3 protein-coding genes are annotated in these 6,161 nt (G+C 48.0%); all 3 read right to left on the reverse strand.

All coding sequences use genetic code 11. The features are described 5' to 3' along the window. Positions 1-211: 211 nt before the first annotated feature. Genes cas2 through cas9 form a run of 3 tightly spaced genes read right to left on the reverse strand, consistent with a single transcriptional unit; the run spans position 212 to position 5,990 of the window. Positions 212-529, reverse strand: coding sequence for a CRISPR-associated endonuclease Cas2 (gene cas2, locus QVO39_RS01935; RefSeq protein ID WP_021902785.1), 318 nt, complete (start codon positions 527-529; stop codon positions 212-214). Positions 530-577: 48 nt separating this feature from the next. Continuing rightward, on the reverse strand, positions 578-1,465 hold the full coding sequence (gene cas1, locus QVO39_RS01940; protein WP_021902786.1) for a type II CRISPR-associated endonuclease Cas1: 888 nt from the start codon (positions 1,463-1,465) through the stop codon (positions 578-580). Continuing rightward, complete coding sequence (gene cas9, locus QVO39_RS01945) at positions 1,458-5,990, reverse strand: type II CRISPR RNA-guided endonuclease Cas9 (RefSeq protein ID WP_021902787.1); 4,533 nt, start codon at positions 5,988-5,990, stop codon at positions 1,458-1,460. The genes cas1 and cas9 overlap by 8 nt, the downstream gene beginning before the upstream one ends. Between the last annotated feature and the right edge of the window lie 171 nt (positions 5,991-6,161).

Genomic DNA, 6,161 nt, shown 5'->3' on the forward strand with positions numbered 1-6,161 from the left:
ATCTAGTTCCCTAAAGTAATCAATCCACAACAGTGTGTGCATACTGTACTATATGTATTTGTTGTATCTAGTTCCCTAAAGTAATCAATCCACAACATCGGCTATATATAGTTGTAAATATCAATTGGTTAGAGGTCGTAGGACGTCTAATAAAATGCCGATGTTTGATGAAAAGAGCCAATAGGGGTCTATTTTTTCAGTTCAAAGCTACCTAAAATTCCTCAAAGAGTGATAGCTGTCGTATTTTCGGTATCTTCGGTTCCTTTTGCTTCGTTCCCGAGAGGTGTATGATCTCAGCATACTGTTTGTCGGTAATGGTAATCACCTTAATATCCGCCTCTTCCGGAAGTGATTTCCGCAATTTATTGATGAGTGGCTGGCGGTGTTGCATCGATGGGATCGGCTTGATGTAGACCGAAAACTGTAGCATAATATATCCCTCTCCCAGTAACTCCTTTCGAAACTTTGCCGCCTGCTTTCGTTGCTTCTTAGTGAGAACAGGGATATCAAAAGCGACTAAAATCCACATAAGTTTGTACGCACTTATTCTTGAAACATTCATTGTGAGACTCCTTGGTTATGGGATTCGAGGTAATACGAGTGTCTTGGCACCACCTGAGTAGACCCGAGCGAGGGAACTGGTGGTGATAGAGATAGCGATGAGTAGTGGCCGCCTGAGCTTACTGATGAGTGTATCTTGTGCCAATAGAGTGCGGAGATGAGCTCTACTCTCCTTGGTAATTGAGAGTTCTCCACTATCCACCAACTCCATCACCGCTAGGTCGGCAAAGGGGCGGTAGGGCTCCATCACATCATCGGAGAGCGGAAAGGGGTTGTACTTATTTTGGTGTTGTACCCCCAGCTTTGGGGAGAGACCTGAAGCGATGATGGATCGGGTAACCGAAGCACGCAAGATGGCATAGGCATAATTGAATAGGGCGTTGGGCGGTACTCCATCTCGCTCTCGTATAAACTCCTCCCCTAGGAGGGCACTCCAGTAGATACGTGCTGCGATTCCCTCTCTATTATCTGGGTCGCCACTCCGCACCTCATCGGAAAGGTTGAGTAACCTTTGGTGCTCCTCTATCCCTCGTGACTTTAGTACGGCCGCTTGGTTGAGGATCTTGCTCTTGACCAACTGCTTCCAGATGCTCTTTTTAGTCGGGATAGATGCTGCCACCTGCTCCCGAGTTCGCTCACCCTGTGTGGAGTGCCCCTCGAGTGGAGAGAGGTAGCCACTTGGGATATGAAACTCATCACAAACTACCACTATACAGCCCACCTCCATACAGTACTGGAGCATCCGGAGGGTGGTGGTCACCCTCGGATGCTCCAGTATCAATAGTCCTACCTCAGCTAGAGGTAGGGTCTGTCGCTCCTCCGTCTCCTTATTGGTTATCACCAATTGGCGGTTTTCTAAGGAGAGGTGAACAGGACTAGATATAGTGATGGTTCGTTTAATCATCCTCTTTTAATCTAATGTTACCATTGAGATCAACTTCAACAGCATGGATATTCTCTTTAGTGGGATCAAAGAAATTAGGAGTTCTAATTCTTCTATTTTCATGCTTGTTTTTATCTGTACTAGCTGCGACGAGTCTAAAGCGATAGTCTCTTGATGACAAAGAGGTAACCCGAAACAAATACTTACTTAACAGTGAAGGATTGGATAGGTTGCTAATTATCTCCTGCTTCTTTAGACCTATGATAAAATAATCATTAGCCATAAGCTTAAATATAATCTTTTCCCCATCCTCTGGCAATTGGAATATTGCTTCACCTCTGTTCAACCTTTCAACGACATCCCAAAACGTTACAATAGACTCATTAAACTTACCTTTCTTTGTCTTGTAAACAAGCATGTGGTGATTATTCTCTGTCTTCACAAATTGGTTTTGTTTTTTTAGACATCGAGGCGAACTAAAATTCTCCCTTAGCCTCACCTTCTTGACCGGCACAGGCTCTCCACCATTGCGATTGGGGAGATAGACTTTGGTCTTACCATCCTCATCGATAAAGGCATTCTTTGGGAAAGTTAAGGATGAATTGCTTGTATCAAGCCCCAACTCCTCCTTGAGTATCCGCAGCATCTCTTTCCTAATAGCGGCATCCACCACTTTATTCAGTTGGCTCATATTGGTCACTTCGGTGATGCTCTTCCTAGAGTGATACCCCACCTCTGTCTGCCCTGGTGCTTTTCTCTGACCATAGATGGTATCCATGTGCAAGGCACCTCTTACGGCGTAACCTTCAGAGGTATAGACCTTGCCATTCTTGGTGATCTTACGGGTCACCTTGGAGAGGGGATCCACTCGGTTCTTTTTATGTACCACCAAGATATCATTGATGGATTGCTCTGCCTCTTCTCTAAAGCCATCCCACGGTAGATCAAAGCGTGGCTTTAGCCTCTCTCCTTGTCGGTAGGAGTCATCTTGCCTGTTGTAAGTTGAAAGCTCCGTGACGTAGTTTTGTTTGGCCAGTGCAATCACCAAGGCGTCTACAGCGTGGTGCCTATGGTCATCTCTATTCTTGACCGGTTCTAAAGCGTAGAGGTCTTGAGATTTATCAAGTAGGAAGAGCTTTCCCTCTAGCAGTACTTCGCCACTCCTTGGTGTTGGAGCTTTGGCATACAATGGATAGATGGTGACCCGCTCTTCTGGAGAAATGGTCTCTCCGTACCGTAAGGATACATAATACTTGGTCTGCTCTTGGAGATTCAAATGCTGTACATCGATTGTCTTGCCGTCGCACTGATCCAGAAGGAGCGAACCGTGGTTGGCGACTCCTGTGAGTAGTAGCTCTCCCTCTCCCACCTCAGGTGCAGGGCGAAGCATCTTGGTAAACTCTGCGGTGTCGTAGTCTAGATTGAGATAGGCGGTGCGATTGCGGTGTTCCTCCATATTGACCACACTACTATCCACTTCGGTCTCAAAGAGAGGGCTCCAGAAAGCGTTGCCATTGAGTCGGCCCGATACCCTTACCGCATTGGCTGCCACTCTCTTTTTATTGCTAGGAAGCTCCCAAATGGGTTCGCCTTTAAGCTGAAGAGTGACCCAGTACTTTCCTGGCTCAGTAGGGTAATTACCTCTCTTGACCTTTCGGAGTGCCTCAATATAGTCGCTGGTCAATTGGTTCTTGCTATTAATGGTAGCTGGCACCACTAGCCTATCCTTAGCAGAGGGCTTGGGGTTGAAGAGGGGCTGGCAGTGTGGGGTACCGCCTACTCGGTGGTAGGCGATGAGTGCCTCGCCCGTCACTCCACTGAGATCTAGATGGGCTGGCTTGGGGTACTCCTTGCCGTCGCGGTATAGCTTAGACCCCTTGACCACCACAGGGATACGGATCTCATCTGCCGTGGGATTGGGGATAAGATTGAGCTTTGGTGCCACGCGATTGACCACCTGTGACTCGCTATCGAGGAGGGCGTAGACATCGGTATCGCCTCTGGCTATCAGCTCCTCGCTCACGGCTCCTGGGGCGCATTCATAGGTCTCGCCTAGGATCTTATTGAGTTGCCACATCCGCCTGAGGTCGGCAGTGATATGGCCGGTAACGGAGCGAACATCACCGCAGATGGTAGTGAGGTATTCACGTGCCTTTACTGACATATAGGCGGTATCATTGAGCATCTTATTGGGTAGCTCCTCTAGTTGCTCTTGGGCACTCCGCTTGGATAGGAAGCGACTCGCTTTACGTGCTGGCAGTACTCTCCTTACTCGATGTGTAATCTCGTCCCAATCCTCTGCACCCCAAAGGGTTTTGCTAGAGTTGACGGAGTAAAACTCGTAAGGGGTCTTATTGCCCTTCTCTCTATTGAAATTGGATTCGCAGAGAGTCTTATTACCGAAGCTATCATCAAGGGAGATGCTTCGAGGGATAATGTGCTCTATCTGGAAGTAGTTATTGCCAGCGAAGAGATGAGCTGGATTAATAGTCTTACCAGTATAAGGGCAGCGGGCAATTCCATCTTGCTGCTGGAGCTCTTTATGGAGGCGGTATTTAAGGATATTATCTCGATTGACCTGCACGTTGAGTGCTCTTAGCCACATCACTGCCTCCTCATTTTCTGCCCGATTGGCCTCTTGCTCCTGGCGTATCTTGAGGCGTCGGTCAAGGGACGACTTGAGGTCACGAGAGAGCTCTATGGTGATGCGATCGAACCTAAAGTTGGGGTTGCCAGTCTGCTCAATCATTTGATCAATAAGAGCATTGACCTGCCTCCGTACCGCCCAAAGTGCTTGCTCCACGATGGGGTTGCGGAGATTATCTACTTCCCCTAGTCTGTTCTGTATCTCTATCTTTTGCACCGACTGGGTAGGGTGGTAGAGCTTCATCCGTAGTCGCTTTTCGTCCAAACCGGTCTGCTCGTCGGGATTGCTTAGGAACTCTATCAGACGGTCGATCTTCTCGCCCTTAGAGGCTGGCTCATTAATAATCTGGAGTAGCTCTTGCCACATCTGCTCCTCTTTCTCAAAGTAGTAGTACCTCGGACCAAACGCATTTTTAACGCCACCGAGGAAAATTGCCTCTGTGTGGCTTCGCCCTTGGAGTAGGAATGGAATGATATTGTCCATTGCATGAATGGAGATGGAGCCGTAATCATCAACGAGATTGATGCCCTCTAGTCGCTTGGCAAAGTCGGCTTTGAGCTTTAACCCCTTGTCCTGGGCATAGTCGGCGATGTTCTTCTCAAGCAGTCTCTCATCGTCGTAAAAGAGTAGCTTCTGCCAGATATCTATATATATGGTATCGGTCTCGCCATAGTGGTAGCTCAATGCACCCTTTTCAAAAAGGTCGGTGATACTGGCGATAGTAGGGCACCCTGGGAGGGTTTGGTCATCGTCGTAATTGAGCTTGGAGACTAAGCTGAGGTGCCTTTTCAGGTCAGCCACTTTGATGGTCTTGCTGTTTTTGGAGCAGAGGAAGTCGAGGGAGGTTTGGAATAACCCCATATCATAGAGCGTACGTCCCTCTACCCTCACATTGCTCAGCACCTGAAGAGCCCTATGAAATTCGCTAGTAGGATGAGATACAGCAGCTACACGTGGCCCTTGGATATAGTGGCGTTGCTTCACTGGGTCGTACATCTTGCGGCTCTCAAGGCTACACTTATTGATTAGATGCTTTTGCGAACGAAGTGGACGTTGCCAAAAGAGGACGCTATCATTGGACTTATAGAGCAGCTCTCCACTCTCTGGATCGTGGCTAATCTGTCCGATCAAGAGCTCTTTGACGGGAGTGCCCTCTATCTCAAGTCCCTCTAGACCGAGTCGCTTAGACTGTTGACCCCAAATGCGCTCCATCTCCTCCACATACATACTGCGGAGAGTATACCTCCCTCTGGGTTTCTCCTCGCGTTGGGTAAATGGCTCTCCCTCCTTAGCACTTATCTGATACAGATATTGCCCAAGGGTCTGCTCTCCTATCTCCGACTTGGTTTGGGTGTAGCCGATGATGTCATCTTTTCCTTTCGCCATCGCTCCCTCATCTGCCTTCATCTTGCGTGAAGATTGGAAGCCACGTCGCTGGATGATGTGGTACAATAGACGACCAAACTCGGCCCTCGTGATGCTCCCCTCTACCGCTCTTGAGCGAATCTCATAAGGGTTCATCGCCATCCAAGCTCTAAAAGCTTCGCTATCGGGAAACTGGCGTGCCGCCGTCTTCCCCTCCTTATCCCAGGAGAGCCAAGCATCTATCTCCTCAAAAGTAAGTGGCACATAGCGATCCCCTTCCGGACTATTGAGCTCACTGAGTTGATAGAGAAACTTGAGCAACTGAGAGCGACGCAAACGACGCCTATAGTTTTGTCTGCGACCTTGCCTTGCGACCCTGCGCGTCTCGTTTTTTGGCTTCTCCTTATTGGTGCCGAATGCCTCTTTGCCGGCGGGGAATACATAGACTCCTGTGTGAAGTATTTGGTTCTTCTGAGTGTCGACGATAGCTGTACCTAAGCTACTGACACCGATATCTAGACCTAGTGTGATCATAGCATATTACATTTTGAGATGTTTAACATTATAAACAAATGTAGATAATATATTTGGAAGGTTCAAATATATTACCTACATTTGCGGTAGAAGATTATTCCCTAAAGTAATCTTTTCATAACAAGGCTATATGCCGAAGTTATTACGGCTCCACTTCGGTGGAGCCTTTTT

Source organism: Porphyromonas sp. CAG:1061 (assembly GCF_000435035.1).
In the GTDB taxonomy this organism is placed as follows: domain Bacteria; phylum Bacteroidota; class Bacteroidia; order Bacteroidales; family Porphyromonadaceae; genus Porphyromonas_A; species Porphyromonas_A somerae.

Excerpts from the sequence above, each read along its gene's own strand:
- cas2 (WP_021902785.1), bottom strand. The coding sequence starts at position 529 with ATGTGGATTTTAGTCGCTTTTGATATCCCTGTTCTCACTAAGAAGCAA.
- cas9 (WP_021902787.1), bottom strand. The coding sequence starts at position 5,990 with ATGATCACACTAGGTCTAGATATCGGTGTCAGTAGCTTAGGTACAGCT.
- cas1 (WP_021902786.1), bottom strand. The coding sequence starts at position 1,465 with ATGATTAAACGAACCATCACTATATCTAGTCCTGTTCACCTCTCCTTA.